Genomic DNA, 1276 nt, shown 5'->3' with positions numbered 1-1276 from the left:
GGGTGGGTGGAGATGGCGCCGCGGGTGATGATGACGAGGTGGGGGTGGTCGGTGCGGTCCTGGGCGAGCCATTCCTGGATGCGGGTGAGGGTGTGTTCGGCGGTGTGGTGGGCGGCGGTGAGTTGATCGTGGAGTGGGGTGGTGTGGTTCTGGGGGTGGACGATGAGGAGGTCGGGGGTGGTGGGTGTGGTGTCGGTGGGGGGTGTGGTGTCGGTGGTGACGGGGACCCACTCCAACACCAGCGGCGCGAGGTCGCCTGACACGAGCTTCGCCGCGTCCACCGGCCGTGTGGCCAGGGCGCCGACGGTGAGGACCGGCTTGCCGTCCGGGTCCGTCACCTCCAGGGCGATCGTGGCGTCGTCCGCGAGGGTCATCCGGGCGCGGAGCGTTCGCGCGCCGGAGCTGTGGAGGCTGACGCCCGACCAGGAGAACGGCAGCTCCAGGTCCATGCCGTCACCGCTGGACGCGAGCCGCACGTGGAGCGCCGCGTCGAGCAGTGCGGGGTGGACCCCGTAGCCGGCCTCGCTGACGTCCTCGGTCAGTTCCACTTCGGCGTACAGGCCGTCCGCGTCCTGCCAGGCGGCCCGAAGGCCCTGGAACGCGGGTCCGTAGGTGTAGCCGCGTCCGGCCAGTTGCCCGTAGAGGTCCGCGATCGGCAGGCGCGTGGCGGTCGGAGGCGGCCAGGCCGCGTGCGGCCGAGTCGGCGGTGCCGGCGGCGCTTCGGGTGAGAGTACGCCGGTGGCGTGCCGGATCCACTCGGCGTCGCCGAGGCGGGAGTGGATCGTGAAGGGCCGACTGCCGTCATCGCCGGGCGAGTTGACCTGGATCTGAAGGTCGACCGTGCCGTTCTCGGGCACGAGCAGCGGGTTGTCGAGGGTGATGTCCTCCGCGTGTGTGCAGCCGACCTCGGACCCTGCCCGCAGGGCGATGTCGAGGAACGCGGTGCCGGGGAGCAGAACGGTGTCGAGGACGGCGTGGTCGGCCAGCCACGGCTGCGCTTCGAGGGAGACCCGTCCGGTGAGCACCAGGGCGTCGCTGCCCGGTAGTTCGATCGCGCCGCCGACCAGCGGGTGTCCGGTGCTGTGCCGTCCGAAGTCGCCGGTGTCGGCGACCGGGTGGAGCCAGTAGTGCTGGTGTTGGAAGGGGTAGGTGGGGAGGGGGGTGTGGTGGGGGGTGGGGGGTTTGGTGGTTGTGGTGGTGGGGGTGTTGTGGGTCCAGGTGTGGGCGAGGGCGTGGGTGAGTTGGGTGGTTTCGGGGGTGTTGCGGCGCAGGGTGC

Annotated in this window: 1 protein-coding gene; it reads right to left on the bottom strand. The window is 71.5% G+C overall.

Going from position 1 to position 1276, the window contains the following annotated elements; translation table 11 throughout:
• Nucleotides 1-1276: polyketide synthase dehydratase domain-containing protein (locus ACFWIS_RS40665; protein ID WP_380464152.1), on the bottom strand; the 1276-nt coding region annotated here is incomplete at both ends.

This window comes from Kitasatospora sp. NPDC127060, assembly GCF_042724935.1.
Lineage (GTDB): Bacteria > Actinomycetota > Actinomycetes > Streptomycetales > Streptomycetaceae > Kitasatospora.
This window is presented reverse-complemented; position numbering and strand designations above follow the sequence as displayed.